The following is a 25,925-nucleotide window of genomic DNA, read 5'->3' as shown; positions in this document are numbered from 1 at the left end:
CCCCCCCCCCCCCCCCCCCCCCCCCCCCCCCCCCCACGGCGGCGCCGGCAAGCGCAAGGCTTCATCAACTGCCGCCGCGCCCCCACCCCTGCCCTCCCCCAGAGGGGGAGGGAGAAAGGCAAGGGATTACTGGTAGCCCTTCGGGAACGGATCGGGCTTGATCAGCTCAGCCGACTCCGCCACCACCTTGAACGTCCCATCCGGTTGCCCCTGCCCGATGCGCGCCTTGCTCCACAGGTGGTGGTTGGCGTCGAGCTTCACGTAGCCCTCGGGCGCCGTCTTCAGCTCGATGCCGGGCGAGCTGGCCACGACCTTGTCCACGTCGAAGCTGCCGGCCTTCTCCACCGCCGCCTTCCACAGCCACGGGCCGAGGTAGCCCGCCTGCGTCACGTCGCCGATGACGGCGTCCTTGCCGTACTTGGCCTTGAAGGCCTCCACGAACTTCTTGTTGTTCGGGTTGTCCAGCGTCTGGAAGTACTTCATCGAAGAATAGAAGCCCGCGAAGTTCTCGCCGCCCACGCCGGTCATCTCGTCTTCCGTCACGGCCAGCGTCAGCAGGAACTGCTTGTCGCCGGTGATGCCGGCGGCCTTGAGCTGCTTGTAGAAGGCCACGTTCGAGCCGCCCACCACTGCCGCGAAGATGCAGTCAGGCTTGGCCACCTTGATCTTGTTGATCAGCGAGTTGAAGTTGGTGTGGCCCAGCGGGTAGTACTCCTCGCCCTTGACCGAACCCTTCTGGAAGTTCTCGATGTGCTTGCGCGCGATCTTCATCGAGGTGCGCGGCCAGATGTAGTCGGAGCCCACGAGGAAGAAGGTCTTGGCCTTCTTCTCCTTCGCGCCCCAGTCCAGGCCCCAGATGATCTGCTGGGTGGCTTCCTGGCCCGTGTAGATCACGTTCTTGCTCTGCTCCAGGCCTTCGTAGAAGGTCGGGTAGTACAGCAGGCCGTTCTCTTTTTCGAACACCGGCAGCACGGCCTTGCGCGAGGCGCTGGTCCAGCAGCCGAACACGGCCGCGCAATGGTCGTTGACCAGCAGCTTCTTCGACTTCTCGGCGAAGGTGGGCCAGTCGGAGGCGCCGTCTTCCTTGATGACCTTGATCTTGCGGCCCAGCACGCCGCCCATCGCGTTGATCTGGTCGATGGCCAGTTGCTCGGCCTGGATCGAGCCGGTTTCCGAGATGGCCATGGTGCCGGTCGACGAATGCAGCTGGCCCACCGTCACCTCGGTGTCGGTCACGGCGAGCTTGGTGGTGTTGACCTTGGCCGTGGGGAACTGCCCCTGGCCGAAGCTCAGGCCGCTCAGGCCCATCACGGGCAGCGCCGCGGCGCCCTGCAGCAGACGGCGGCGGCGCAATGCCAGGGCATCGAGGGAAGAATCGGAATCACGCGACATCAGGAAACTCCAGGCAGGTTGTTGAAAAGGAAGGCCGCGCACCATCGCAGTGCATCGGACGGTGCTGCGAGCACCATGGCTGGAACTTTAGAAATCAGCGGCGTATGCGCGAATACGTCATTCAACGTAGCGGCGACAACCGGCCCTGCCCGCAGACTCGCGAGCCGGAGATCGGCGAAAAAAGGGCCCAGGGAGCGCTTCTTGCTGTACCCGCCCCATGCAACCGCCGCCGCGAGAACCCGCCATGCAATCCGTCTCCGGACAGAAGATCTTTCGCATCCGCCGCGACTACAACGCCTGGGTCGCGAACGAGACGCTGGAGGACTACGCCCTGCGCTACACGCCGCGCAGCTTCCGCAAGTGGTCGGAGTTCCGCGTGGCCAACGCGGCCTTCGGCGCCACCTCGTTCCTGGCGCTGGAGGCCATCGGCGGGGCCATCGCGCTGAGCTACGGCTTCTCGAACGCGCTGTGGGCCATCCTCGTCGTCGGGCTCATCACCTTCCTCACGGGCCTGCCGATCTCGTACTACGCGGCGCGCCACGGCGTGGACATGGACCTGCTCACGCGCGGAGCGGGCTTCGGCTACCTGGGCTCCACCCTCACCTCGCTGATCTACGCGAGCTTCACCTTCATCTTCTTCGCGCTGGAGGCCGCCATCCTCGCGCTTGCGCTGCAGATGTACCTGGACTGGCCGCTGTGGCTGCTGTACATGGTGTCGTCGATCGTCATCATTCCGCTGGTGGCGCGCGGCATCACGCTCATATCGGGGCTGCAGCTGTGGACGCAGCCGATCTGGATCGTGCTGTTCGTCTGCCCCTTCGTGGCGGTGCTGGTGAAGAAGCCCGAGCTGTATGCCGACTTCACCGGCCTCGTGGGCCGCACCTCGGACAGCAGCGGCTTCGACCCGCTGATGTTCGGCGCCGCCGCCACGGTGGCCTTCTCGCTCGTCGTGCAGATCGGCGAGCAGGTCGACTACCTGCGCTTCTTGCCCGAGAAGACCGCCGCCAACCGCGTGCGCTGGTGGACGGCGGTGCTGGTCGCCGGGCCGGGCTGGATCGTGCCGGGCATGCTGAAGATGATGGGCGGCGCCTTCCTCGCCTTCCTGGCGCTGCAGCACGAGATACCGGGCATCCACGCGATCGAGCCCACGCAGATGTACCTCACCGGTTTCTCGTACGTGCTGCGCGATCCGGCCTGGGTGCTGGGCGTGACGGTGCTGTTCGTGGTGGTCTCGCAGATGAAGATCAACCTCACCAACGCCTACGCGGGCTCGCTGGCGTGGTCGAACTTCTTCGCCCGGCTCACGCACAGCCACCCGGGGCGCGTGGTGTGGCTGGTGTTCAACGTGGTCATCGCGATACTGCTGATGGCGCTGGGCGTGTTCGCGGCGCTGGAGCATGTGCTGGGCTTCTACAGCAACATCGCCATCGCCTGGGTCGGCGCGCTGGTGGCCGACCTGGTCATCAACAAGCCGCTGGGCTGGAGCCCGAAGGCCATCGAGTTCAAGCGCGCGCACCTCTACGACATCAACCCGGTGGGTCTCGTCGCGATGCTGGTGGCGGCGGCGCTGGCGATGCTGGCCTACTCGGGCGCGCTGGGGCATTGGGCCAAGGCTTTTTCGCCCTTCATCGCGCTGGTCACGGCCATGGCCGTGTCGCCGCTGCTGGCGTGGCGCACGCGCGGGCGCTACTACCTTGCGCGCAACGACATCGAGCGCTGGGCGCCCGGCCAGAGCGTGAAATGCTCGGTGTGCGACAACAGCTTCGAGTCGGAAGACATGGCGCACTGCCCGGCCTACAGCGCGCCGATCTGCTCGCTGTGCTGCACGCTCGAATCGCGCTGCCACGACCGCTGCAAGACCGACTCGCGCGCGGCCGAGCAGATGAGCGGATGGCTGCAGGCGCTGCTGCCGCCGGCCCTGTCGGCGCGGCTCAACTTCCGCGTGGCGCACTACCTGCTGGTGGCCACGTCGCTCATCGCGCTGCTGGCCACGGTGGTGGGCGTGGTCTATGCGCAGGAGGCCATCGCCGGCACCAGCGACTCGACCATGGCCACGGCCCTGCTGAAGGTGTTCGCGCTGCTGTCGGTGGTGGCCGCGGTGGCGGCATGGTGGGTGGTGCTGGGCAGCGAAAGCCGGCAGATGGCGCAGGAGGAATCGAACCGCCACAACAACCTGCTCGCGCTGGAGATCGAGGCCCACCGCCGCACCGACGCCGCGCTGCAGACGGCCAAGGAAGCCGCCGAGGCCGCCAACCAGGCCAAGACGCGCTATGTGGCCGGCATGACGCACGAGCTGCGCACGCCGCTCAACAGCATCCTGGGCTACTCGCAGATCCTGCTCAAGGGCGATGCAGTCACGCCGCCGCGCGAAGCGGTGCAGACCATCCACCGCAGCGGCGAACACATGCTGGGCCTGATCGACGGGCTGCTCGACCTGGCGCGCATCGAGGCCGGCCGGCTGCAGCTGGAGCCCGCGCCGCTGGCGCTGCCGGCCTTTCTGGACCAGTTGGTGCACATGGTGCGGCCGCAGGCCGAGAACAAGGGCCTGGCCTTCGTCTACACGCATGCCGGCCGGCTGCCGCCCTGGGTGCATGCCGACGCCAAGTGGCTGCGGCAGATCCTCATCAACCTGCTGACGAATGCGGTGCGCTTCACCGACAGCGGCACGGTCACGCTGCACGTGGATGCGCGCCGCGAGGTGCTGCGCTTCGACGTGGTCGACACCGGCATCGGCGTGGCGCCGCAAGACCACCAGCGCATCTTCCTGCCCTTCGAGCGCGGCGCGGCCGGCCGGCGCAGGGGCGAGCCGGGCACGGGGCTGGGCCTCACCATCACCGGGCTGCTGACCTCGCTGATGGGCGGCGAACTCAAGCTGGCCTCGACCTCGTCGCAAGGCAGCACCTTCAGCGTGCGCGTGTACCTGCGCGAGGTGGCCGACCCCGGCCCGCAGGCCAGGGCCGGCGCGCCGCGCCAGCCGGTGTCGGGCTACCTCGGCGCGCGCCGCACGCTGCTGGTGGTCGACGACCAGCCGGTGCAGCGCCAGATGCTCGCCGGCATGCTCGTGCCGCTGGGCTTCGAGGTGCGCGAGGCCGCGAGCGGCACCGAGTGCCTGGACAGCCTGCGCGAGGAGCTGCCCTCGGCCATCCTGCTCGACCTGACGATGGACGACATGGACGGCTGGCAGACCGCCACGTCGGTGCGCGCCTCGGGCTTCCGCGACATCCCGATCATCATCGTCTCGGCCAACATGTTCGAGAACCAGGCCGAGCGGCTGCGCGCCGCGGGCTGCCAAGCCTTCGTGGGCAAGCCGGTGATCGAGTCGGAGCTGATCGCGACGCTGGAACGCCACCTCGGGCTCGAATGGCTTTCGCCCGGCGATGCGCAACCACCCGCCGCCGATGACGACAAAACGCCCCTGCGTCCGCCCCGGCTCGACCTGTCGGAGGACGACCGCGCCGAACTCATGCGGCTGGTGCAGATGGGCCACGTGCGCGGCCTGCACACCGCGCTCGACCGGCTGGCCGCCGCATCGCCATCGGCAGCGGCCACCTGCACCTGGCTGCGCGGCATGGTCGCGCGCTTCGAACTCGACAACCTCCGCAACGCACTGGCAGAAGATGCTGACACCCTCTCCCCTTGAATCGCCCTCGGCCGAACGCCCCGTGGTGCTGGTGGTCGACGACGCGCCCAGCAGCCTGGGCATGCTGTGCGACACGCTCGAGGCCAGCGGCTACACCGTGCTGGTGGCGGCCGACGGCGAGGCCGCGCTGCAGCGGCTCGAGCTGGTGGTGCCCGACGCGATCCTGCTCGACGGCCTGATGCCCGGCCTCTCGGGCTTCGAGACCTGCCGGCGCATCAAGGCCAATCCGGCGCTCGCGCACATTCCGGTGCTGTTCATGACGGGGCTGTCGGAGACTTCGCACGTGGTCGAGGGCTTCGAGTGCGGCGGTGTCGACTACGTGGTGAAACCGATCCGCGCGCAGGAAGTTCTGGCGCGGCTGCACACGCACGCGCGCAACGCCCGCATCACGCGCATGGCGCGCGACGCGGTCGACGTGGCCGGCATGGGCGTGGTGTTCGTCGACACGCGCGGGCGCATCGCGTGGCGCTCGCCGCAGGCCGCGCTGTGGCTGCATGCGCTGGAAGACCCGGTGGCACCGGGCCTGCTGCCCGCATCGCTCGAAGCGGCACTGGCGCCGGGCGCGGCCGTTGCGGTCGGCACCGCCACGGGCATGCGCCTGTCGGTGCGCAACCTGGGCGCCGCGGCGCTCGGCGAGACCATGCTGCTGTTCGCGATGCAGCGCGAAGGCCCGGCCACGCGGCTGGCGGAAGCGGCGCTCACGCCGCGCGAGACCGAGGTGCTGTCATGGCTCGCCAAGGGCAAGACCAACCGCGACATCGGCGAAATCCTGGGCACCAGCCCGCGCACGGTGAACAAGCACCTGGAGCACATCTTCGAGAAGCTGGGGGTGGAGACGCGGGCTGCGGCCGCGGCGTTGGCGAGCGGGCAACTGGTGTGATGCCGGACACCCGGGGCGCGAACGGTAGGTAACCCCCGCGGGGTAACCGCCCCAACGGCGCAGGGCTTTGCCCCTTCGAGGCCCCTGTCGCGCTCAGAATCAGGCGCCACCGGAGCAAACAAATGCTGTCAAGCCTTCTGCAGTTTCCGCCCCGCGAAAGCGCCTACAAGCGCAAGTTCCTGAACAACCAGGACGAGAACCTCTTCATGGGCTCGTTCGAGAGTTTCGCCGCGGCCGAGGCCGGCGCGCCGCCCAGCAAGGCGGTGGGCTACGACAACGCGGAGGCCGCCAAGCTCTACAGCCCGCAGATCTATTTCTACGACTACCCGGCGCTTTTCTGGCTCGGGCGTTCGATCGATGCGGGCCTCACGCGGGTGTTCGACCTGGGCGGGCACATCGGCATCAAGTACTACGCGTTCCGGCGCGTGCTGAGCTACCCCCACAACCTGCACTGGACCGTGTGCGACGTGCCCGGCGTGGTCGAGAGCGGGCGCGCGCTGGCGGTGCAGCGCGAGGCCACGGCGCAGCTCGACTTCACCACCGACCCGCGCGACGCCAGCGGCTGCGACCTGCTGTATGCATCGGGCAGCCTGCAATACCTGCCGCAGCGCATCGACGCGATTCTTGCGTCGCTGGCGGTGAAGCCCAGGCGCATCATCCTGAACACGACGGCGGTGCATCCAGAGCGCACGATCTACACGCTCAACAGCATCGGCGTGGCGGTGTGCCCCTATCGCATCGAACACTACGACGAGCTGATGGCGGAGCTCATGCGCTCGGGCTACAAGAAGCGCGATGCATGGCGCAACGAGGGCAAGCCGATCGAGGTGCCCTTCGTGGACGGCGGCGACAAGCCCTACTACGCCGGCTGCTGCTTCGACCTCGGCACCTGAAGCAGCAGGGCCGCGAACCCCTCAGGGAATGACGGCGGGCAGGTTCTGGTCCGCAATGTGGCGCTGCTCGTGCGACAGCGTGTCGTAGAGGCTGGAGAGCGCATCGCTCACTGCCTGTGCGCGGCGGGCCCGGTCTGCTGCCAGCGCTGCGCGCTGCTGCGCGAACTGCACCGCGGTCTGGTCGTCCGCCGACGCCGCGCTGGCCAAGCCGCCGCGACCGGCCAGGTCCCACACGGCATCCGAGAAACGGTCCCATAGCGGCGACTGTTCCGGGGTGACCATCAACTGCAGCCGCAGGTCGTAGAGCTTGTCGCGCACCTTGGCCGCCGCGGTGGCCGGCGTGGACAGGCCGTCGCCCGTGCGCTGGCTCGACGCGTTGTCGCTGCGCGCGCCGCGCCGGCCGCCACCCATGCCACCGCCACCGCCGCCGAACTGAGCGAAGCCGTGGCCGCTCACGGCGATCAATACCGCGGCCAGCGCGAACCGCTGCAGGGGTCGTTTCATCGTCATCCTGGAATCCTTTGATGCAGGCCCGGAAAGGGCCAAGGTGCATTTCAGGAGCCGCCGCTGTCCAGCGGATTGCGCGCCGGTAAACCAGGGGTAAAGGCGCATCGCCGTCAGAAAAATCTTGAGCGGCCTCAGAAAAGATATTAAAGTGATATCACTTTCAACGGAGGAACCCATGAACGAGACGCCCCCCGCAACCCCGCGCTCCATCCGCAAGGAGCGCCCCTACCGCTCCATCAACGGCTACGGCATCGTCGCGGTGGCGGTGCTGCTGATGGTGCTCGGCGCGGTCGCCATGGCGCAGCGCCTGATGCCGCCACCGGCGAGCGTGCTGCTGATCGTGGCGGGGCTGGCGCTGGTGCCCGGTCTCTACATGCTGCAGCCCAACGAGGGCATCATCCTCACGCTCTTCGGCGAGTACCAGGGCACCGACCGCACCGAAGGCCTGCGCTGGACCAACCCGCTGCAGACAGGCAAGAAGATCTCGCTGCGCGCGCGCAACCTCAACACGCCGCCGCTGAAGGTGAACGACAAGCGCGGCAACCCGGTGGAGATCGGCGCGGCGGTGGTGTGGAGGGTGCACGACACCGCGCAGGCCGTGTTCGAAATAGACGACTACAACAAGTTCGTCGCCATCCAGGCGGAGGCCGCCATCCGCCACCTGGCCACCCTCTATGCCTACGACAGCGGCGACGACCTTTCCAGCGACGAGACCACGCTGCGCGCCGGGCTCGACACGGTGGCCGACGCGCTCAAGGCGGAGCTCAACCAGCGCTTCGCGAGCGCCGGCGTCGAAGTGCTCGACGCCAAGCTCACCCACCTGGCCTACGCCCCCGAGATCGCGCAGGTGATGCTGCGCCGCCAGCAGGCGGTGGCCATCGTGAGCGCGCGGCAGCAGATCGTGGCCGGCGCGGTCGGCATGGTCGAGGCGGCATTGCGCGGCCTGTCGGAGCGCAACCTCGTGGTGCTCGACGACGAGCGCAAGGCGTCGATGGTGTCGAACCTGCTGGTGGTGCTGTGCTCCGACCGCGAGACACAGCCCGTCGTCAACACGGGTACGCTTTACACCTGACCCCGCCCCCGTTTCCTGATGGCCAGTCCCGGAAAAAAATCCTATCCCCTGCGCATCGATCCCGCCCTGTGGGCCGAGATCGAGCGCCTGGCGGCGCAAGAGCTGCGAAGCGCGAATGCGCAGGTCGAGTTCCTGCTGCGCGAAGGGCTGGCCAGGCGCGGTCGGCTGCCGGCCGCCGACGCGAAGGACGACGACAAGCCGGCGCCGCCTCGGTGATAACCCCCAATCCGCCGTGGGCGGAATGACAGCCAGGGCTTCTACGATGACGGCTGCGGGCGGCACCGTTCGCCGCCGCTTCCTACTGGAGACATCGTGACGAAGCCCTCTTTCTCTTCCTTCACCCGCCGCGCCGCCCTTCCCCTGCTCGCGGCCCTCGCACTCGCCGGCTGCGGCGGCATCGGCGGCACGCAGCCCCCGGCAGCCAGCGCGGACATCCACGTCATGACCTCCGGGGGCTTCACCGCCGCCTACAACGACCTGCGCCCGGCCTTCGAGCGCAGCAGCGGCCGCAGCGTCAAGACGGCCTACGGCGCGTCGATGGGCAACGCCGACGACTCGATCCCCAGCCGCCTCGCGCGCAACGAACCGGCCGACGTGGTGATCCTCGCGCGTCCGGCGCTCGACGCGCTGGTCGCGCAGGGCAAGGTGGTGCCGGGCAGCCAGGTCGACCTGGTGCGCTCTTCCATCGGCTTCGCGGTGCGCAAGGGCGCGCCCAGGCCCGACATCAGCACTGTCGATGCGTTGAAGCGCACCCTGATCGCCGCGCCGTCGATCGCCTATTCGGCCAGCGCGAGCGGCACCTACTACGAGACCGAGCTGCTCAAGAAGCTGGGCATCGAGGCCCAGGTGAAGCCCAAGAGCAAACGCATCCTGAGCGAGCGCGTCGGCTCGGTGGTGGCGCGCGGCGACGCGGCGCTGGGGCTGCAGCAGGTGAGCGAGCTGCTGCCCATAGAAGGCATCGACTACATCGGCCCGCTGCCCGCCGAGGTGCAGCGCGTGACGGTGTTCTCGGCCGGCATCGCCACCGCTTCGAAGCAGCCCGAGGCGGCGAAACAGCTGATCCGCTACCTCAACTCGCCGGCCGCCGCGCCGACCATCGCGAAGACCGGGCTGGAGCCGCTGACCGCGCGCTGAGCGGAACACAAGCGCTGCGGCAGCCAGGGAAAATCCGGCACCGCGCGGCCCGCCGCCCTTCGATCCGGGCGACGAGGCGGTGCTCGCGGTGGCCGCCCAGCCCTAGCGGCTTTCGATCAGCTGCTTGACGCGGCGCGCCAGCACGTCCATCTCGAAGGGCTTGGTCATCACGTGCATGCCGGGGTCCAGGTGCCCGTGGCTCAGCACGGCGTTCTCCGCGTAGCCGGTGATGAACAGCACCTTGAGGCCGGGCCGCGCGATGCGCGCGGCGTCGGCCACCTGCCGGCCGTTCATGCCGCCGGGCAGGCCCACGTCGCTCACCAGCAGGTCGATGCGCTGGCGCGTCGACTGCAGGATGCGCAGCGCCTCGGCGCCGTCGCCGGCCTCCAGCGTGGCGTAGCCCAGCCCCTGCATCACCTCGACGATGATCATGCGCAGCGCGGGTTCGTCGTCCAGCACGAGCACGGTGTCGCCCTGGTCCGCGCGCGGCGCGAACACGGCCTCGGCCGGCGCGGCCGCCACCTCTTCCTGCATGTCGTGCCGCGGCAGGTAGATGCTGACCGAGGTGCCCTTGCCGACTTCCGAGTAGATGCGCACCTGCCCGCCCGACTGCTTGGCGAAGCCGTAGATCATCGACAGGCCCAGGCCCGTGCCCATGCCGATCGGCTTGGTCGTGAAGAAGGGATCGAAGGCGCGCGCCACCACTTCGGGCGGCATGCCCACGCCGTTGTCGCTGACGGTGAGCGACACGTACTGCCCCATCGGCAGCTCGCGGTCGCGCGCGGTTCGCGAATCGATCCAGCGGTTGGCGGTCTCGATGACCAGCGTGCCGCCCTCGGGCATGGCGTCTCGTGCGTTGATGCACAGGTTGAGCAGCGCATTCTCCAGCTGGCCCGGGTCGGCGTGCACGTTCCACAGGCCCACGGCCGCCACCGTCTCCAGCGCGATGTGCGGGCCGAGGGTGCGGCGCAGCAGTTCCTCCATCTCCGTCACCAGCCGGTTGGCGTTCAGCGGCTTGGGCTCCAGCGTCTGGCGCCGCGAAAAGGCCAGCAGCCGGTGCGTGAGCGCCGCCGCGCGCTTGACCGCGCCCTGCGCCACGCCCACGTAGCGCTCCATGTCGGCCGGCTTGCCGTCCAGGCCGCGCCGGCGCATCAGTTCCAGGCTGCCGCTGATGGCGGCCAGCAGGTTGTTGAAGTCGTGCGCCAGGCCGCCGGTGAGCTGTCCCACGGCCTCCAGCTTCTGGCTCTGGCGCAATTGCTCGCGCGCGGCATCGAGCTCGGCCTCGCGCTCCTTCTGGTCGGTGATGTCGCGCGCGGCGGCATACAGCAGGCCGTTGTCGGGCACGGCTGTCCATGAGAGCCAGCGGTAGCCGCCGCTCTTCGTGCGGTAGCGGTTCTCGAAGCCGGTGGTGCGCTCGCCTCGCATCAGGCGCTCCAGCTCGGCCTCGGTGTGGATCATGTCGTCGGCATGCACCAGCGAGCGGAACGGCATGGCGCGTATCTCGTCGGCGCTCCAGCCCAGCACGGTCTCCCACGCCGGGTTCACGCTCACGAAGTAGCCCTGCTCATTGGCGACGCCCAGCAGGTCCTGGCTCAGGGCCCAGGTGCGGTCGCGCTCGTGGGTGCGTGCCTCGACCTGACGCTCCAGGGATTCGGCGAAGGCCATCAGCTCGATCTGCGCCTCGCGCCGCGCGATGGCCGAGCGCACGCGGTCGCCGACTTCGCGCACGAAGTCCAGTTCGTCGCGCGACCACGGGCGTACCTGCCCATGGTTGAGATAGAGCAGCCCGACCAGCCCACCGCGTTCGGTGAGCGGCATGTTGACCACCGCGCGTGCAGTGATGGCTTCCAGCGCATCGGCGTTGTCGCGGGTGCGCGGGTCCAGGCGCGCGTCGGCGAAGGCCACGGTCACGCCGCGGCGCAGGTCTTCGATGTAGGAGCCGTAGTCGCGAAAGTGCAGCAGTCCCGCCAGGCTGGCCACGCCGGGCGCGGTCCAGTCGCGGGCGATGGCGATGGTCTCGGCCGCCGTGTCCACCAGCCCGTAGCCGGCGCGGTCCACGTCGAGGCGCTGCCCGAGCATTTCCGACGCCGCATAGGCGATGTCGCCCGGCTCGTCCATGTCGCGGATGCGGTCGCCCAGTTCCATCAGCGCGAGGCGGCGCGCCTCGGCTTCCATGATGGCCGCGTTGGCGGCGTTCAGCCGGCGCTCCGCCAGCCCCTTGGCGCGCCGGTCGGCGGCCTCCTTGAGCGCGCGGTCCAGCACCACCGGCAGCCGCGCGAGGCGGCCCTTGCTCACGTAGTCGGTGGCGCCGCTCTTGAGCAGCTCGACCGCGTTGTCCTCGCCGATCACGCCCGAGACGAAGATGAAAGGCGTTTCCGGCGCCATGCGGCGCGCCACCTCGAGCGCATGCGCGCCCGAGAACCCCGGCAGCTCGTAGTCGGACAGGATCAGCGAAAAGCCGCCCTTGTTCAGCGCGTCGACGAAGCCGCGCTCGTCGCGCACCACGTGGGTCGTGGCCGACGGCAGGGCCTGCGCCAGCGCCTCGATCAGCAGTTCGACGTCGAAGCGGGAGTCTTCGAGGATCAGGATGCCCGGAGGCTGCGGTGTCGCGGCAGCGGCGCCGCCCGCGCTATTCATGCTTGCGCGCCGCCTTCAGCGAACCCGGCGGCGGCTCGTTGAGCACCGCCCAGAACACGCCCAGCTCGGCAATGGCCGAGACGAAGCGATCGAAAGCCACCGGCTTGACCACATAGGCGTTCACGCCCAGCTCGTAGCTGCGCAGCACGTCCGACTCTTCCTGCGACGAGGTGAGCATCACCACCGGAATGCTGCGCAGCGCCGGGCTGGCGCGCACCGCCTGCAGAACTTCGAGGCCGGTCACCTTGGGCAGCTTCAGGTCCAGCAGGATCACGGCCGGGTTGCCTTCGATGCGGTCCGCATGCTCGCCTTCGCGGTGCAGGTATTCGAGCGCCTGCGCGCCGTCGCGCAGCACGACCACGTCGTTGGCGAGTTGGCTGCGCTCCAGCGCGATGAGGGTGAGTTCGAGGTCTCGCTTGTCGTCCTCGACAAGCAGGATCGGCTTAAGCATGTCCTTCTCCATTGGCGGCCGGCGCCGTCGGGGCGGCCGCGTTGTCGGGGCCCGCGCGCGGCAGGATGAAGCCGAAGCTCGCCCCCGCGTCGACTTCCCCTTTTGCCCAGACCGTGCCGCCATGACGCTCCACGATCCGCTTCACATTGGCCAGGCCGATGCCCGTGCCTTCGAAATCCTCGGCCTGGTGCAGCCGCTGGAACACGCCGAACAGCTTGTCGACGTATTTCATCTGGAAGCCCACGCCGTTGTCCTGCACCTCGAGCCCGTCGCCCAGGTCGCTGCGGATGGCGCGCACCACGATGCGCGACGGGTTGCGGGTGCGCGAATACTTGACCGCGTTGGCCAGCAGGTTGCGCACCGCCACCTGCAGCAGCAGCGGGTCGGCGTAGAGCAGCGGGAGATCGGGGTCGATCTGCCATTCGACATTGCGCTGCGGCTCCAGCCGCTTCAGCTCGCGCACCAGGCCATCGACCAGCGAGCCGCTGTCGACCTCGCGCTGCTTGAGCGCGGAGCGGCCCATGCGCGAGAAGTCGAGCAGCGCATCGACCATCTGCCCCGCGAACGCGGCGGCGTCCTTGACGTGCGAAAGGTAGCGATGGGCCCGGGCACTGAGCTGCTTGCCCTCGCTCTGGGCCACCAGGTCGACGTAGCCTGAAATATGCCGCATGGGCGCGCGCAGGTCGTGCGACACGGTGTACGAAAAAGCCTCCAGCTCCTTGTTGACCCGGCCCAGCTCGGAGGCCACGGAGGCCAGCTCCTCGGCTCGGCGCAGCACGATGCCGATCAGCGCCTGTCGCAGCTCGCCGGCCGCGCCGACTTCGGCCGCCGTCCAGGCCGTGGAGCGGCCCCGGATGTGTTCGACCCAGCTCGCGAAGCTCAGGCGCGGATGCATGCGTCCGTTGACCACGGCCTGCGGCTTCTGCGGGTCGCCAGCCCAGCGCACGGTCTGCACGATCTCGGGCCGGAACCAGAGGATCAGGTGCCGGTGCACCTGCGAGATGGAGATGGCGAGCACGCCCGCCGCAACGTCGATGAACTGCCCTGCGGGCGCGAAATGCTCGGCCAGCGCATTGCTTTCGTAGACCTCCACGCCGAGCCCGGCGATCCATTCCGCGAGTTCCTGCACATGCGCCCGCGCGGGTACTTCGCCCACGCACCAGACCTCGTCGTCGAGCACCACCGCGGCACCTGTGGCGCGCATCACGCGCAGCATCAGCGACACCTCGGCCGTGAGGTGCTGCAGCGTGGCGTCGCTCTCGGACAGGTGCGAGACGATCTGCAGCGTGAGCTGGCGCAACTCGAGCCGCTCAGCCACCTCGCCGTTGCTTTCCTTCGACTGGATCTGCAGCGACAGCAACTGGCCCAGGTGCTCGCACGCGAGCCGCGTGCCCGTGTCGAGAAAGCGCGCGGCATGGTCGTGGCACGAGATCAGCCCCCACAGCTTGCCGTCGATGATGATCGACACCGACATGGACGCCAGCGTGCCCATGTTGCGCATGTATTCGAGGTGGATCGGCGAGACGCTGCGCAGTTGCGCCTGCGACAGGTCGATGTCCGCGGCGGTGAGCGCGGCGTCGGTGGCGAGCAGGCGCACCGGCTGGTAGTTGGCATCGGCGATCAGCCGGAAATGGTTGACGAGGTACAGCGCCCTCGCCTGGCGCGGAATGTCGGAAGCGGGGAAGTGATGGCCGTTGTAGCTGTCGTAGCCGGGGTCGGCCTCCTCGGCCAGCACCTCGCCGTGGCCGGCAGCGTCGAAGCGGTAGACCAGGCAGCGGCCGAAGCCGGTGAGCCGTTTCATCTCGCGCGCGGCCAGGCCGCACAGCTCGGCCACCGTGGCCGCCTCCTGCAGCCGCGGCAGGAAGACGCGGCCCAGCGAGTAGATGGGCGCCTCGTTGCCGCCCGGCGGTGAAGCCGCCTCGAACTCGACGATCAGGTGGTTGTCGCTGCGGTGCGCGGAAGTGTCGAAGAAGGCGTGCGCCAGGTTCATCGCGCCGAGCGACACCGGCGAGCCGCCCGGCGGCAGCGCCGGCAGGGCCATCCCGCGAACCGCCGCCAGCGCGGCGGACAGTTCGGCGTCGGGCCAGTTCTCGCTCCATGCGACGAGCGCCAGCGACTCGGGCTGGAGCACCAGCATGCGGCCGTGCGGCTGGATCGAGCCCGGCACGCGGATCGGCTCCAGGTCGCAATTGGACAGGTCGACCTCGACGGGCTCTATGGCCCGCGAACCGGCCAGAAGGTCGGTGGAAGTGATGGGCGGTGGCACGTTGGACAAGGTCAGGCAGCGCGGCCGGGGCCGCGCGTGTTCTCATGAGAATAGGTCGAAAGGATCATGCCAGCGTGTCCCGGGCGCTCTCGTCGGCCAGTTCCTACAGCGCGGCCACCTGCAGGCCGAAGCGCGGCATCAAGGTTTCGAAGCCGGCCACCGCGCCGCGCTGGGCCGAGCCCACGGCGGCCGGATCGCGCAGCGCAGCCGCCAGTTGCGCGACAAAGTCCTTCCACTGGGCGGCCAGGCCGTCGGGCGCGTCGACCGGCTGGAAGTATCGCATCGGGTGCGGCGCCAGCCTCGGCCCCAGGCGCTTGTGCATGGCCATGCCGCCGAGCTGGGAGCCCTCGAGCACGTAGGCCAGGCCCCAGGCGAAGGCAGGTTCGCGGGCGGCTTCGGCCAGTTGCGGAGCGAATGGCGGCTCGGGCGGCTCGGCCGATGCGGCCGCGCCCTCCCCGGCCGGCGCCGCGCCGGCGTCTTCGAGGTCGAGCGCGAGCGCGGCCAGGCGCCGGTCGGTGCGCCGCGCCACCCGGTCGAGCCCCGGATCGCCGGGCGCGGCCAGCGCCTGCCGCACGGCCTCCAGCCATGGGCGCAGGGCGCGCAGGTGGGCGGCATAGTCCGCCAGTGAGGCGTTCTCGCGCGCAATCGGCAGGCGGCTGTCCAGCGCTTCATGCAGCGCTTGGGTGGCGTTGCGCAGCGGGCGAAGCACCTCGGCCACGGAGGGCTGGGCTGCCGTGCTTTCCGTACTTTCCATGCTTCCCACGCTCATGGCGCGAGGCTTTCCATCGGCTTGCCGCCGCTCTCCCGTCCTTCGGCCTCGAAGCTGGCGCACAGCGAGAAAAAGCCGTCCAGGTCCGCGGCCTTGTCGAAAACGGCGTCGGCGCCGAGCTCGCGCGCCCAATCTGCGATTTCCCCGGTGGCGTAGTTGGTCAGCACCACCACGCGCTGGCCGGGCCGGCTGCGGCCGCAGCGCTTGACGATGCCCAGGCCGGAGCCTTCGTGCAGGAACAGGTCGACCACCAGCAGGTCCCAGGCGCCCGGGTTGTCGCCGAGCCAGGCCACCGCGTCCTCTTCGGTGGTGGCGGTGCCGATCAGGTGGATGTCGACCTCGTCCTCCATGGCGGCGATCAGGTTATGGCGAATGTGGGCGTTGTCTTCGACAAGAAAGGTAGAAAGCGGCACGGCGGAGACAAAATTGTTTCTTCGAATATCCCCAAGGGTAAGCGAATCCGCGAGCCCTGCCCGGTGAGCGCGCTTCCCTACATCCGGTAGGAAATGTGGCAAGCGCCCCCGTAAACTGGCGCGCTCCCCATCTCCCCCGGCGGCGCCTGCCGACGAATGAACGCCATGACACAGCCTCAGCCGACGACGATCTCCCCCGCCCTCGTTTCAGCCTTCGCGCCCGGCGGCACGCTGCGCGCCTCCATCAACCTCGGCAACCCGATCCTCGCCAACAGGAACTCCGCCGGCGACGAGCCGGTGGGCGTGTCGATCGACCTGGCGCGCGAATTCGCTCGGCGGCTGGGCGTGGGCATCGAGCTGGTCGTGTTCGAGAAGGCCGCGGCCTCCGTGGACGCGGTGAAGAGCGAGAAGGCCGACATCGGCTTCTTCGCCATCGATCCCGCGCGCAGCGAAGGGCTGCTGTTCACCGCGCCCTACGTGCTGATCGAGGGCAGCTACCTCGTGCCCTCGGCCAGCGCCCTGACCGACAACGCGCAGGTCGATGCGCCGGGTCATCGCATCTCGGTCGGCGCGGGCAGCGCCTATGACCTGTTCCTGACGCGCGAGATCCAGCAGGCCGAGATCGTCCGGCTGCAGGGCGCCGGCCCGGCGCTGGCGGCACTGCGCGCGGGCGAGGTCGAAGTGGCGGCCGGCATCCGCCAGCTGCTCGAAGGCGAGGCGCAGCGCGCGCCGGGCGTGCGCGTGCTGCCGGGCCGCTTCATGGTGATCCAGCAGGCCATGGGCACGCCGGCCAGCCGGGGCGCCGATGCCCAGGCACTGCTGTCGGCCTTCGTCGAGGAAATGAAGGCCGCCGGCTTCGTGGCCGACGCGCTGAAGCGACATCGCATCGAGGGCGCGAGCGTCGCGCCCCCGGCCTGAACGCTCAGAGCTTGTACGCCTCGACCGGCCCCTGCGAATAGAACAGGAAGTAGCCGGTCGAGGTCTGGAAGCCGTTCTTCTTCCAGCCTGCCGGCACCTTGAAGATGCCGAGCTGCCCGCTCGCCACGCCGACGAAGGCGGTGTTTTCCTTGTCGGTGGTGATGCGGCTCCATTGCTCGCGCGTCACGGGCCGCATCTGCATCTTCGGTTCGCTCCACTCGGGTGTGCGCACCTTGTCGCGCATGACGTAGGCGTCGCCCTGGCGCTCGATCTTGATGAGCTCCTTGAGCGCGCCGTTCTGCCTGACGGCGTAGACGCCGACCAGGTCCGCCTCCGGCGCGCCGCATGCGGCCAGCAGCAGCAGCGCCGAGGCGCCGGCGGCCAGCCATTTCTTCGATGCCGTGTTCATGGTGGCCTTCCTTCTCAGCGCTTCGTGTTCTCGCGCAGCTTCAGGTTGCCCTGGAAGCGCAGCGCGTGCGGGTATTCCTCCTTCTCGGCGCCCGCGTCCACGGCGCCCATCTTCTGCTGGCTCTCGCTGGTCTTGGCCAGCAGCGCCGCCGGCAGGTTCACGATGCCCTTGATCTGGTCGTACTGCGCCTGCGTGATGCGGCCCACCTGCAGCAGCCGGAAGGCGTCGCGCTCGATGTTCAGCAGCAGCGGCTTGTTGTCGGCAAAGCTCTGTGCCTTGGCCAGCAGCGCGCTCCACGACTGCGCGCTGTAGTTGCTCACGTAGTAGTCCTGCCCGGTCGGCCCGGCCAGCACCGCGGTGCAGCCCGGCAGCTCCACCTGCACCGCGCCCGTGGACATGACGAAGGTCTTGCGCTGCTCCATCGCGTCGCCGTACGCCAGCGTGACCGGGATGTTCCAGGTCGAGGCCGGGAACTGGTTCTGGTTGGGGAACGACTCCTGCGTGATATTGACGTAGGTGCGGTCCGCAGCGCACTGCGCGTCGACCGTGATCAGCGGCACGCCGGTCTGGCGGATGAAGCTGTCGCCGATGTCGGCCACCTTCTTGCCGCCGCTCACTTTCTCCAGCGAAGTCCACAGCCGCGAGGGCGTGACGTTGCCGAAGCCGTAGTCCTTGAGGTAGATCTGCAGGCCCTTCTGCATCGCCTCTTCGCCGATGTAGTTCTGCACCGTCTCCAGCACGTGGCTGCCCTTGTTGTAGACGAAGATCGACGGACTGATGAAGCCGAAGGAACCGGCGTCGTTGAGGTTGCGCTGCACCGGCACCGCCGTGTTCTTCAGGTCGGCCACGATCACGTTGTGCTTGTCGAGCACGTAGTCGGAGAAGCTGTAGTACTCGGGGTGGAACTTGATGGTGGTGCGCCTTTCGAACCAGCGCGCGAACGACTCGTTGAGCCACACGTTGTCCCACCAGTCGAGCGTGACCAGGTCGCCGAACCACTGGTGCGCGATCTCGTGCGTGACCACCGTCACCGAATACAGCGTGGGCTTGTCGCCCGGCTTGGTGAGCACCGCGTCGGCAAACTCGAAGATCGCGCCCCAGTTCTCCATGCCGCCGAAGCCGGTGTTGGGCTTGTTGTCGTAGCTGTCGTTGGCGGCGATGGTGTCGAACTTCTTGATCGGCAGCGGGATGCCGGTGTACTTGTAGTAGTAGTCCATGGCCACCTTGGTCCACTCCATCGGGAAGGTCGCCCAGGTGGAGCGCCCCGGGGGCGTGAACCAGCGCAGCGGAATGTCGCTGCCGTCGAGCGGGTTCTTGAAGGTGTCGGGCAGGATGTCGAACTTGCCGCCGCCGAAGAAGGTCAGGTACATCGGCATCGACGGCGTCTTCTCGAACGACACCTGCTGGTAGCCGTCGGGCAGCTTGACGGCGGAAATCTGCGCGCCGTTGGACACCGTCTTCCAGTCGCCGGGCACCTCGGCGGAGATCTCGAAGGTATGGCGGAAGGCCGGCTCGTCCCAGCCCGGGAACCACTGCCGCGCGTAGTTGGTCTCGCCCTGCGTCACGATAGCGTCGCTGCTCACGCCCTCGGGTGTCGAGAGGCCGACCTTGAAGATGCCGGTGGCTGCCGAGCAGAACGGGTTGCGCTGCACTTCCGCGGGCGGGCAGAACTCCGCGTCGGAGAACTGGATCTTGCCGTCCCATTCCATGTGCAGCAGGTACTTGCCCTTGGCGATCTGGCCGTCGCTCAGGCGCAGTTGCACGAAGTCGCCGAGCGTCTGCGGCGTGGGAATCAGCGGTATCGCCTCGCCGGGGTTCGACACCTTGCGCAAGGTGGTGCGGCCCTTGGCGAAGTTGAGGTTGTGCGCGGCCACGACGATGGCATCGACAGGCTTGAGCACCTCGATCTCCACGTCGCCGCGGCCCACGAAGGTCTTGAGCGCCGCATCGGGACGGAACCACAGCTTGTAGTTGCTGGGCCAGACGGTGTCGGGCAGTTCCTGCGGCTTGGCCGAGCGGTCCACCGCCGCGGCGGCCAGGTCGCTGGCGGCCACGGGCACGCCGTCGTCGGGCGCCTTCTGCGTGGGATCGACCGCGGGCGCCGACACCACCGGCCCCGACGACGCGCCGAGGCCGACGCCGCCTCCGCCGAGAGAAGCACCGCCGCCGCTGTCTCCGCCGCCGCCGCAGGCCGTCAGCACGGCGAGGGTCACCGCCGTGATGGCAAGATGATTGACGACGGGTGTGTTGAATTTTTTCATGATCGCCTCTGGGTACTCTTGGTAAGAAGAAGATGCGCCGCCCCGCAAGCGCCGGCGGATAGCCAGCGATGCGCATGGCACGCGCGGATGAGATGGATGAACAACTGCCCATGCAGCGGGCAGCACGGTGCCCTCCCGGCGAACAAGTGGTTCGTCAGGACAGCACACGCACGCAGGAGCCACACCGCGCAGAAAGCGGTGGTCCCAGGATGCGAGGGATGAGCTCGTCCATTCCCGTCAGGCAGCGGGTTGATCGGATGCGGGATGCGCAGCTAGGGCTGGCGGCGCGGAGGGTGCGTTCAGCGCCTCGAGATCGACAAGGCGCGTTCGCGCGCGTCGTCGTCAACGGCACAGGCCATGCTGGCGATGGCAAGAATCTTTGCGGCTCTTCTCGTTGGTTTCACGCGCATTCCCTCGTCCATTGAAGTGCGCCAGTTTTAGCTGATCGAATGCGACGGCTCAACGACTGCCGGAACTTTTCTCTCTCAAAATGTTCGCGCGCCATAGGCCGAATGGAGTCATGGGCCACCGCGCAGCATGCACGCTACGAAGATGGTTCAGCAGCAGCAACACATGCTCACGCAGATGACAAATCCAGAGGGCGAAGACTGTGCGTGCATCGCCACAGTACGAAGGTTCGTGTCGTAGAAAAAGCCATGAAAGTTGCGTACCCGGGGCCGCATGCGCCCGGGCACGCCGCGAGCGCTACAGGCCCAATGCGTCCTGCAGCTCGCGCGCCGTCCAGCGCCGGGGCTGCTGCGGCCATGCGCCCAGCAGGCCCACCATGCGCGCGTTGCGCGGCGCGCTCAGGCCATGCTCCTGCGCGAGACGCACGACCTCGCCGCTGAGCGCGTCGATCTCGGTGCGGCGGCCCAGTGCCAGGTCGTCGGCCATGCTGGAGCGGGCCTTGGCATCGATGCGCAGCATGCGCGCCGCGACGATGCGAAACACCCAGTCGGGCAGGCGCAGCAGGCTCGACAAGCGCCGCGCCGGCACCGCAGCCACCTGCGCCGGCGCAATGCCCGCAACGTTGAGGATGCTCAATGCTTCGTCGATCAGCGACGCGAAGCAGCGGCGATAGCCGCGCAGCATCAGCTCTTCGCGCAGCGGCAGACCCGAGAGCGCGTTGACCGGGTTGTTGAGGTTGAGCAGCAGCTTGCCCCACTGCACGGGCAGCAGGTCGGCATGCAGATCGAGCGGCACGCCGGCACGCTCGAACACCGGCAGCCAGGGGCGCAGTGCAACGTCGTCCTGCGCGGCCAGCCGGCCGGGCGTGCCGCGGTGAAAGGCGCCGGCGCCGATCTCGGCCACGTTGTAGGGCACCATGCCCGACAGCACGTTGAGCGACGGCCCGGCCTGCGACGCGGCGTCGCCGTTGGAAATGCCGTTCTGCAGCGAAACGACCGTCGTGCCCGCGGGCAACGCGAAGGCCAGTTCGCCCGCGGCCTCGGCCGTGGCGCCGCTCTTCACGCACAGCAGCACCAGCGCGGGCCGGGCACCGACGGGCACCTGCTCGCACAGCCGCAGCCCGGCGGCCGGCAGCTTGTGGCGGCCGCCGTCCATGTCGGAGAGCGTCAGCCCGTGCGTCGCAAGCTTTTCGAGCACGCGCGGACGGCCGACGAAGGTGACGGGCACGCCCGCCGCCGCAAGGCTGCCGCCGATGAAGCACCCGATGGTGCCGGCCCCCATCACGAGCACTTCACCGGGCATCGCGTCTGGCATGAAACGAAGTGCTTGCGCGCTGGGGGCGTGGTGGCGTCAGGCGCGTTCCGCGACCCAGGCCTGCACCGACTGCAGCGCGGCCGCGAGGCCCGCCGGGTTGGTACCGCCGGCCATGGCCATGTCGGCCTTGCCGCCGCCCTTGCCGCCGACCTGCTGGGCCACGAAATTGACCAGCTCGCCGGCCTTGACCTTGGCCGTGCTGTCGGCGGTGACGCCGGCCGCGATCTGCACCTTGTCGCCGTCGACGGCGGCCAGCACGATGGCTGCCGTCTTGAGCTTGTCCTTCAGCTTGTCCATGGTGTCGCGCAGCGTCTTGGCGTCGGCGCCGTCGAGCTTGGCGGCGAGCACCTTGATGCCGTTGACGTCGACCGCCTGCGCCAGCAGCTCGTCGCCCTTGGACGAGGCGAGCTTGCCCTTGAGCGAACCCACCTCGCGCTCCAGCGCCTTCACCTGCTCGAGCACCTGCGTGAGCCGGCCCTGCAGCTCGGCGGCCGGCGACTTGAGCGTGGCGGCCACGCTCTGCACGGTCGATTCGAGGTCTTGCAGGTAGGACAGCGCGTTGGCGCCGGTCACGGCCTCGATGCGCCGCACGCCGGCGGCCACGCCGCCTTCGCTGACGATCTTGAACAGGCCGATGTCGCCGGTGCGGTTCACGTGGGTGCCGCCGCACAGCTCGCGGCTGGTGCCGATGTCGAGCACGCGCACGGTCTCGCCGTACTTCTCGCCGAACAGCATCATGGCGCCGGTCTTCTGGGCCGACTCCATGTCCATCACGCGGGCCTGCGTCGGCGCGTTGGCAAGGATCTCGGCGTTGACGCGCTTCTCGATCTCGGTAATCTGCTCGCGCGTGACGGGCGCGTTGTGCGCGAAGTCGAAGCGGGTCTTGTCGGCGTCGACCAGCGAGCCCTTCTGCTGCACGTGGTCGCCCAGCACTTCGCGCAGGGCCTTGTGCATCAGGTGGGTGACCGAGTGGTTGCGCATGGTGGCGGCGCGGCGCGCAGTGTCGACCGCGGCCTTCACCGCGTCGCCGACCTTGAGCGTGCCCTGCGTCTGCGTGCCATGGTGGCCGAACACGTCGGCCTTGATCTTCTGGGTGTCTTCGACGCCGAATTGCACGCCCTCGGACACGATCACGCCCTGGTCGCCGACCTGGCCGCCGCTTTCTGCATAGAACGGCGTGGTGTCGAGCACCACGATGCCGCTCTGGCCTTCCTTGAGTTCCTGCACGGCGGCGCCTTCGAGGTAGAGCGCCACGACCTTGGCGTTTTCCTCGAGGTGCTCGTAGCCGGTGAAGGTGTTGCCCGCGCCGGCGTATTCGACGTTGCGGTCCATCTTGAACTTGCCGGCGGCACGGCCCGCGGCCTTCTGCTTTTCCATGGCCGCGTTGAAGCCGGCCTCGTCGACGCCCACGCCGCGCTCGCGGCACACGTCGGCCGACAGGTCGAGCGGGAAGCCGTAGGTGTCGTGCAGCTTGAACGCCACTTCGCCCGGCAGCGTCTTGGCGCCGCCGGCCAGCGCCGCGTCGAGGATTTCCATGCCGTTGGCCAGCGTCTCGAAGAAGCGCTCTTCCTCGGCCTTCAGCGTGTCGGTGATGCGCTTTTCATCGGCCACGAGCTTGGGGTACGCATCGCCCATGAGCTTGACGAGGTCGGGCACCAGCTTGTGGAAGAACGGCTTCTTCTGGCCCAGCTTGTAGCCGTGGCGGATGGCGCGGCGGATGATGCGGCGCTGCACGTAGCCGCGGCCTTCGTTCGACGGGATCACGCCGTCGGCCACCAGGAACGAGGTGGCGCGGATGTGGTCGGCAATCACCTTCAGCGAGTTGTTCGACAGGTCTTGCGTGCCGGTTTCGCGGCCGGCGGCCTTGATGAGCGCGTCGAAGATGTCGATTTCGTAGTTGCTGTGCACGTGCTGCAGGATCGCCGCCAGGCGCTCCAGGCCCATGCCGGTGTCGACGCAGGGCGCGGGCAGTTTCTTGACCGAGCCATCGGGCTGCATGTCGAACTGCATGAACACGTTGTTCCAGATCTCGATGTAGCGGTCGCCGTCTTCATCGGGGCTGCCGGGCGGGCCGCCGGGGATCTCGGGGCCGTGGTCGTAGAAGATCTCGGAGCACGGGCCGCAAGGGCCGGTGTCGGCCATCATCCAGAAGTTGTCGGACATGTAGCGTCCGCCCTTGTTGTCGCCGATGCGCACGACGCGCTCTGGCGGCAGGCCGATTTCCTTGGTCCAGATGTCGTAGGCCTCGTCGTCCTCGATGTAGACGGTGGCCCAGAGCTTGTCGGCCGGCAGCTTGTAGACCTCGGTGAGCAGCTCGAAGGCCCACTTCAGCGATTCGCGCTTGAAGTAGTCGCCGAAGCTCCAGTTGCCCAGCATCTCGAAGAAGGTGTGGTGGCGCGCGGTGTAGCCCACGTTCTCGAGGTCGTTGTGCTTGCCGCCGGCGCGCAGGCAGGCCTGGACCGAGGCGGCGCGCACGTAGGGACGCTTGTCTTCGCCCAGGAACACGTCCTTGAACTGGACCATGCCCGAGTTGGTGAACATCAGGGTGGGGTCATTGCCGGGCACCAGCGAGCTGGACGGCACCACGGTGTGGCCCTTGGAAGCGAAGAAATCGAGAAAGGTCTTGCGGATGTCCGCGACCGTGAATGTGGGCTGGCTCATCTTTGGATTCGTCTTCTGTCGAGGGCGGCGCGGCGATGGCGACCCTCTTGTCGAACCCACTGCGGCGAACCGGCCTAACTGCTTGATTTGCTTGAACAAACGATTATAGGTTTGGCCACGGTTCCCGGGCTGTCCAGGGCAAAACAGCATGATCCGGGCGCCGCGGCTAATATGCGGCCCTGACGGAAAAGAGAACCAAATACGGGCGACGTCATCCGTACTTGTACGGACTTGAAGCAAGGAGCGCGCATGGCAAGGCAAGAGGCGGAACACTGGAAGATCGAAGATCTGGACTTTTCGCGCATTGCGCTCGATGAGGTCCGTGCGGACGAAAACCTCTTCTACCTGGTGGTCTCAGCCTCTTTCATCGAGAGCGGCTCCGACCTCTACACCCAGAACCTGATCGATTTCTTCCACGGCGACGACGAGGTCACCGACTGGCTGTCGAACCACTGGGAAAAGGAAGAACTGCAACACGGCAAGGCGCTGCGCGCCTACGTGCGCCACGTGTGGCCGGAGTTCGAATGGGACACCGCCTACGCGGGCTTCCTGGAAGAGTATGCGACCTACTGCAAGGTCGAGTTGCTGGCACCCACCCGCGCCCTCGAAATGACCGCGCGCTGCGTGGTCGAGACGGGCACCGCCACCTATTACCGGGCCATGGCCCGCAGCACCACGGAGCCGGTGCTGCACGACCTGGCAAGCCGCATCGCGACCGACGAGGTCAACCACTACAAGCACTTCTACCGCTTCTTCCGGCGCTACCGCGAGCAGGAAAGGCTGAGCCGCTTCCGGGTGTTCGGCACCATCGGCCGCCGCACGCTGGAGCTCAAGAGCGAGGATGCCGACTGCGCCATCCGCCACGTGGTGCAGGCCCGCTCGCCCAGCCGCGCCAGCGACACCGCCTACGTGCAGCAACTGAGCGCCAAGATGAACAGCACCATCCGCACCAACCTGAGCGCCGGCACCACGCTCAAGATGCTGATGCGGCCGCTGGAATTGCCCGCGCGGGTGCAGACCGTGATCCAGTATCCGATCAAGCAGTTCATGCAGCACGTGTTCCTGCGCTGAGCGCGCCCGCCTGCAACAGCCACGCCGCGGGCTCGAGCGTGTGTAAAGCAGAAAACCGGAACGGCCGTCTCGTTTCCGGCAACCGGCGTCTCGCTAGTATCTGCCCCCACACCTCTAGCGGCGGGGCTGAGACCTTCGGATGAGCGCCCTGCGCTCCTGGCAAGTTGCTCGCAGTCTCTGCATGCGAGTCCGATGTTCGAAAACAAAACCAATCGCGACCAAGCCTACACAGTGCGCCTCGAAGGCACGAGTCTCTCCATACGTGACCTGATGGAAGTGCGCTTCACCTTTCTGCGGGTGCTCGAGCAGCGCATCGGGCCGCCGACGCGCGTGGTGAAGTGCTACCGGGCCTGGTCCAGCCAACTCGAGTGGGGCACGGAGTCGATGACGGACACGCAGATTGCCAATGCCCGCGCATGGCGCGAAGCATGGGAGCACGCTGTCGGTGTGGCGGCACCACTGCTCAGCCACCCTCGGAACACGAAATTTCACTTCGAGCTCCTTTGATCAGAAATCGAACAAAAAAAAACCCAGCACTAGGCTGGGCTGAACCTCTTGAGTGCTGTCACACACAGAGAACTCGCACTTCGAAGCGAGCAAACAAAATCTAGGGCTTCAAGCGCCGCCGCCTTGTCGGACGGCACCGACAATTCCAATATGGTGCTGTGGCACAACAACTTCCGACCCTGAAAAAACTGCCAAATAGTTCACGTTTTAATGAGTGTCCTACGGCTTCTGACTGTTTCCGGCTGACAGGCTTCCAGCCGGCCTCCCAGGACCATGCAATTGCTGTCACGCAACAGGGCCGCAAATAGAAGAAGAGCTCTCT

Annotated in this window: 20 protein-coding genes; 9 read left to right on the top strand and 11 right to left on the bottom strand. The window is 67.9% G+C overall.

Going from position 1 to position 25,925, the window contains the following annotated elements; all coding sequences use genetic code 11:
- Nucleotides 1-126: 126 nt before the first annotated feature.
- Nucleotides 127-1,392, bottom strand: a complete 1,266-nt coding sequence (gene urtA, locus AC1RVW_RS13195; protein ID WP_106934854.1) for an urea ABC transporter substrate-binding protein — start codon at nt 1,390-1,392, stop codon at nt 127-129.
- 244 nt (nt 1,393-1,636) lie between these two features.
- On the opposite strand from urtA, the gene AC1RVW_RS13190 reads away from it, so the two are divergent.
- The 3 genes from AC1RVW_RS13190 (at nt 1,637) to AC1RVW_RS13180 (ending at nt 6,805) form a co-directional block, all read left to right on the top strand.
- Entirely contained in the window at nt 1,637-5,032 is a 3,396-nt protein-coding gene (locus AC1RVW_RS13190) for a hybrid sensor histidine kinase/response regulator (RefSeq protein WP_493200376.1), read from the top strand.
- Entirely contained in the window at nt 5,010-5,912 is a 903-nt protein-coding gene (locus tag AC1RVW_RS13185; protein ID WP_106934856.1) for a response regulator transcription factor, read from the top strand. Before AC1RVW_RS13190 ends, AC1RVW_RS13185 begins: the two co-directional genes overlap by 23 nt.
- 122 nt (nt 5,913-6,034) lie before the next feature.
- Nucleotides 6,035-6,805, top strand: coding sequence for a TIGR04325 family methyltransferase (locus AC1RVW_RS13180; protein WP_493200374.1), 771 nt, complete (start codon nt 6,035-6,037; stop codon nt 6,803-6,805).
- Nucleotides 6,806-6,826: 21 nt separating this feature from the next.
- Here the strand turns inward: AC1RVW_RS13180 and AC1RVW_RS13175 are convergent, their stop codons facing one another.
- The gene (locus AC1RVW_RS13175; RefSeq protein ID WP_493200372.1) at nt 6,827-7,315 is read right to left on the bottom strand and encodes a Spy/CpxP family protein refolding chaperone; all 489 of its coding nucleotides are present in this window, start codon (nt 7,313-7,315) and stop codon (nt 6,827-6,829) included.
- Between the two features lie 172 nt (nt 7,316-7,487).
- Between AC1RVW_RS13175 and AC1RVW_RS13170 the strand changes: the two genes are divergently transcribed.
- The 3 genes from AC1RVW_RS13170 (at nt 7,488) to AC1RVW_RS13160 (ending at nt 9,518) form a co-directional block, all read left to right on the top strand.
- Nucleotides 7,488-8,384 (top strand): SPFH domain-containing protein, encoded by an 897-nt coding sequence (locus AC1RVW_RS13170; protein WP_106934859.1) that lies wholly within the window; start codon nt 7,488-7,490, stop codon nt 8,382-8,384.
- Between the two features lie 18 nt (nt 8,385-8,402).
- The gene (locus AC1RVW_RS13165) at nt 8,403-8,600 is read left to right on the top strand and encodes a type II toxin-antitoxin system antitoxin (protein ID WP_106934860.1); all 198 of its coding nucleotides are present in this window, start codon (nt 8,403-8,405) and stop codon (nt 8,598-8,600) included.
- A gap of 93 nt (nt 8,601-8,693) precedes the next feature.
- Nucleotides 8,694-9,518, top strand: a complete 825-nt coding sequence (locus AC1RVW_RS13160; RefSeq protein WP_493200423.1) for a substrate-binding domain-containing protein — start codon at nt 8,694-8,696, stop codon at nt 9,516-9,518.
- 102 nt (nt 9,519-9,620) lie between these two features.
- Here the strand turns inward: AC1RVW_RS13160 and AC1RVW_RS13155 are convergent, their stop codons facing one another.
- The 5 genes from AC1RVW_RS13155 to AC1RVW_RS13135 form a co-directional block, all read right to left on the bottom strand.
- Nucleotides 9,621-12,155, bottom strand: a complete 2,535-nt coding sequence (locus AC1RVW_RS13155) for a hybrid sensor histidine kinase/response regulator (protein ID WP_493200369.1) — start codon at nt 12,153-12,155, stop codon at nt 9,621-9,623.
- Nucleotides 12,148-12,606 (bottom strand): response regulator, encoded by a 459-nt coding sequence (locus tag AC1RVW_RS13150; protein ID WP_081270138.1) that lies wholly within the window; start codon nt 12,604-12,606, stop codon nt 12,148-12,150. Before AC1RVW_RS13150 ends, AC1RVW_RS13155 begins: the two co-directional genes overlap by 8 nt.
- On the bottom strand, nt 12,599-14,872 hold the full coding sequence (locus AC1RVW_RS13145) for an ATP-binding protein (protein ID WP_493200421.1): 2,274 nt from the start codon (nt 14,870-14,872) through the stop codon (nt 12,599-12,601). Before AC1RVW_RS13145 ends, AC1RVW_RS13150 begins: the two co-directional genes overlap by 8 nt.
- Nucleotides 14,873-14,975: 103 nt before the next feature.
- Nucleotides 14,976-15,626: a biliverdin-producing heme oxygenase gene (locus tag AC1RVW_RS13140; protein ID WP_493200367.1), complete on the bottom strand. Its 651-nt coding sequence runs from the start codon at nt 15,624-15,626 to the stop codon at nt 14,976-14,978.
- Between the two features lie 11 nt (nt 15,627-15,637).
- A complete protein-coding gene (locus tag AC1RVW_RS13135; RefSeq protein ID WP_081266746.1) occupies nt 15,638-16,054 on the bottom strand; it encodes a response regulator in 417 nt (138 codons plus the stop codon).
- A 165-nt stretch (nt 16,055-16,219) separates the two neighbouring features.
- Here AC1RVW_RS13135 and AC1RVW_RS13130 point away from each other — a divergent pair, with 165 nt between their 5' ends.
- Complete coding sequence (locus AC1RVW_RS13130) at nt 16,220-16,972, top strand: ABC transporter substrate-binding protein (RefSeq protein WP_493200365.1); 753 nt, start codon at nt 16,220-16,222, stop codon at nt 16,970-16,972.
- Between the two features lie 4 nt (nt 16,973-16,976).
- Here AC1RVW_RS13130 and AC1RVW_RS13125 read toward each other — a convergent pair whose 3' ends face one another.
- From AC1RVW_RS13125 to alaS, 4 genes are all read right to left on the bottom strand, one after another.
- A complete protein-coding gene (locus AC1RVW_RS13125) occupies nt 16,977-17,381 on the bottom strand; it encodes a hypothetical protein (protein ID WP_493200363.1) in 405 nt (134 codons plus the stop codon).
- 14 nt (nt 17,382-17,395) lie between these two features.
- On the bottom strand, nt 17,396-19,642 hold the full coding sequence (locus AC1RVW_RS13120; protein ID WP_493200361.1) for a M1 family metallopeptidase: 2,247 nt from the start codon (nt 19,640-19,642) through the stop codon (nt 17,396-17,398).
- Between the two features lie 705 nt (nt 19,643-20,347).
- Complete coding sequence (locus tag AC1RVW_RS13115; protein ID WP_493200359.1) at nt 20,348-21,364, bottom strand: 2-dehydropantoate 2-reductase; 1,017 nt, start codon at nt 21,362-21,364, stop codon at nt 20,348-20,350.
- Between the two features lie 36 nt (nt 21,365-21,400).
- Nucleotides 21,401-24,025, bottom strand: a complete 2,625-nt coding sequence (gene alaS / locus AC1RVW_RS13110) for an alanine--tRNA ligase (RefSeq protein WP_106934867.1) — start codon at nt 24,023-24,025, stop codon at nt 21,401-21,403.
- Nucleotides 24,026-24,274: 249 nt separating this feature from the next.
- On the opposite strand from alaS, the gene AC1RVW_RS13105 reads away from it, so the two are divergent.
- Together AC1RVW_RS13105 and AC1RVW_RS13100 are read left to right on the top strand one after the other, a co-directional pair.
- Entirely contained in the window at nt 24,275-25,096 is an 822-nt protein-coding gene (locus AC1RVW_RS13105; RefSeq protein ID WP_493200357.1) for a ferritin-like domain-containing protein, read from the top strand.
- Nucleotides 25,097-25,288: 192 nt separating this feature from the next.
- Nucleotides 25,289-25,603 (top strand): hypothetical protein, encoded by a 315-nt coding sequence (locus AC1RVW_RS13100; RefSeq protein WP_106934869.1) that lies wholly within the window; start codon nt 25,289-25,291, stop codon nt 25,601-25,603.
- Nucleotides 25,604-25,925: the final 322 nt, after the last annotated feature.

Source organism: Variovorax sp. MPBD4-3 (assembly GCF_058809745.1).
This window is presented reverse-complemented; position numbering and strand designations above follow the sequence as displayed.

Coding starts and splice junctions, on each gene's coding strand:
- urtA (WP_106934854.1), bottom strand. CDS start 1,392: ATGTCGCGTGATTCCGATTCTTCCCTCGATGCCCTGGCATTGCGCCGC.
- AC1RVW_RS13190 (WP_493200376.1), top strand. CDS start 1,637: ATGCAATCCGTCTCCGGACAGAAGATCTTTCGCATCCGCCGCGACTAC.
- AC1RVW_RS13185 (WP_106934856.1), top strand. CDS start 5,010: ATGCTGACACCCTCTCCCCTTGAATCGCCCTCGGCCGAACGCCCCGTG.
- AC1RVW_RS13180 (WP_493200374.1), top strand. CDS start 6,035: ATGCTGTCAAGCCTTCTGCAGTTTCCGCCCCGCGAAAGCGCCTACAAG.
- AC1RVW_RS13175 (WP_493200372.1), bottom strand. CDS start 7,315: ATGACGATGAAACGACCCCTGCAGCGGTTCGCGCTGGCCGCGGTATTG.
- AC1RVW_RS13170 (WP_106934859.1), top strand. CDS start 7,488: ATGAACGAGACGCCCCCCGCAACCCCGCGCTCCATCCGCAAGGAGCGC.
- AC1RVW_RS13165 (WP_106934860.1), top strand. CDS start 8,403: ATGGCCAGTCCCGGAAAAAAATCCTATCCCCTGCGCATCGATCCCGCC.
- AC1RVW_RS13155 (WP_493200369.1), bottom strand. CDS start 12,155: ATGAATAGCGCGGGCGGCGCCGCTGCCGCGACACCGCAGCCTCCGGGC.
- AC1RVW_RS13150 (WP_081270138.1), bottom strand. CDS start 12,606: ATGCTTAAGCCGATCCTGCTTGTCGAGGACGACAAGCGAGACCTCGAA.
- AC1RVW_RS13140 (WP_493200367.1), bottom strand. CDS start 15,626: ATGGAAAGTACGGAAAGCACGGCAGCCCAGCCCTCCGTGGCCGAGGTG.
- AC1RVW_RS13130 (WP_493200365.1), top strand. CDS start 16,220: ATGACACAGCCTCAGCCGACGACGATCTCCCCCGCCCTCGTTTCAGCC.
- AC1RVW_RS13125 (WP_493200363.1), bottom strand. CDS start 17,381: ATGAACACGGCATCGAAGAAATGGCTGGCCGCCGGCGCCTCGGCGCTG.
- AC1RVW_RS13120 (WP_493200361.1), bottom strand. CDS start 19,642: ATGAAAAAATTCAACACACCCGTCGTCAATCATCTTGCCATCACGGCG.
- AC1RVW_RS13115 (WP_493200359.1), bottom strand. CDS start 21,364: ATGCCAGACGCGATGCCCGGTGAAGTGCTCGTGATGGGGGCCGGCACC.
- alaS (WP_106934867.1), bottom strand. CDS start 24,025: ATGAGCCAGCCCACATTCACGGTCGCGGACATCCGCAAGACCTTTCTC.
- AC1RVW_RS13105 (WP_493200357.1), top strand. CDS start 24,275: ATGGCAAGGCAAGAGGCGGAACACTGGAAGATCGAAGATCTGGACTTT.
- AC1RVW_RS13100 (WP_106934869.1), top strand. CDS start 25,289: ATGTTCGAAAACAAAACCAATCGCGACCAAGCCTACACAGTGCGCCTC.